Annotated in this window: 3 pseudogenes; 2 read left to right on the top strand and 1 reads right to left on the bottom strand. The window is 58.0% G+C overall.

Annotated elements, in window-relative coordinates:
* A pseudogene (locus tag AC0L3J_RS37315) lies at window positions 1-238 on the top strand (biotin synthase BioB); the annotation flags it as partial.
* Window positions 132-401: pseudogene (locus tag AC0L3J_RS37310) on the top strand (aminotransferase class III-fold pyridoxal phosphate-dependent enzyme); the annotation flags it as partial. The pseudogenes AC0L3J_RS37315 and AC0L3J_RS37310, both read left to right, overlap by 107 nt.
* A gap of 35 nt (window positions 402-436) precedes the next feature.
* Here the strand turns inward: AC0L3J_RS37310 and AC0L3J_RS37305 are convergent.
* Window positions 437-564: pseudogene (locus AC0L3J_RS37305) on the bottom strand (aminotransferase class III-fold pyridoxal phosphate-dependent enzyme); the annotation flags it as partial.

Here is a 564-nt window from a genome sequence, read left to right as displayed (position 1 = left end):
TTTCGATCCTCGTCAGGTGCAGGTCAGCACGTTGCTGTCGATTAAGACCGGAGCTTGTCCGGAAGATTGCAAATACTGCCCGCAAAGCTCGCGCTACAAAACCGGGCTGGAAGCCGAGCGGTTGATGGAAGTTGAACAGGTGCTGGAGTCGGCGCGCAAAGCGAAAGCGGCAGGATCGACGCGCTTCTGTATGGGCGCGGCGTGGAAGAATCCCCACGAACGCGATATGCCGTACCTGGAAACTGTTTGCCTGTGAACATGCAGAAATCGCGCCGGACATTTTGTGCCTCGGTAAAGCCTTAACCGGCGGCACAATGACCCTTTCCGCCACACTCACCACGCGCGAGGTTGCAGAAACCATCAGTAACGGTGAAGCCGGTTGCTTTATGCATGGGCCAACTTTTATGGGCAATCCGCTGGCCTGCGCGGCAGCAAACGCCATTTTCATCGCCACTTCCACCGCTACGGAACCGGAGTCCGCGAGAAAAACGCACTCCAGCGGTTGCGGCGTCATCGCCACCAGTTTGCGGCACAGCTCAATGGCTGGCGCATGGGTGATACCGC

The organism is Bradyrhizobium sp. Kon37, assembly GCF_055807535.1.
Note: the sequence above shows the minus strand (reverse complement) of the source record. Positions and strands in the feature narration are given on the sequence as shown.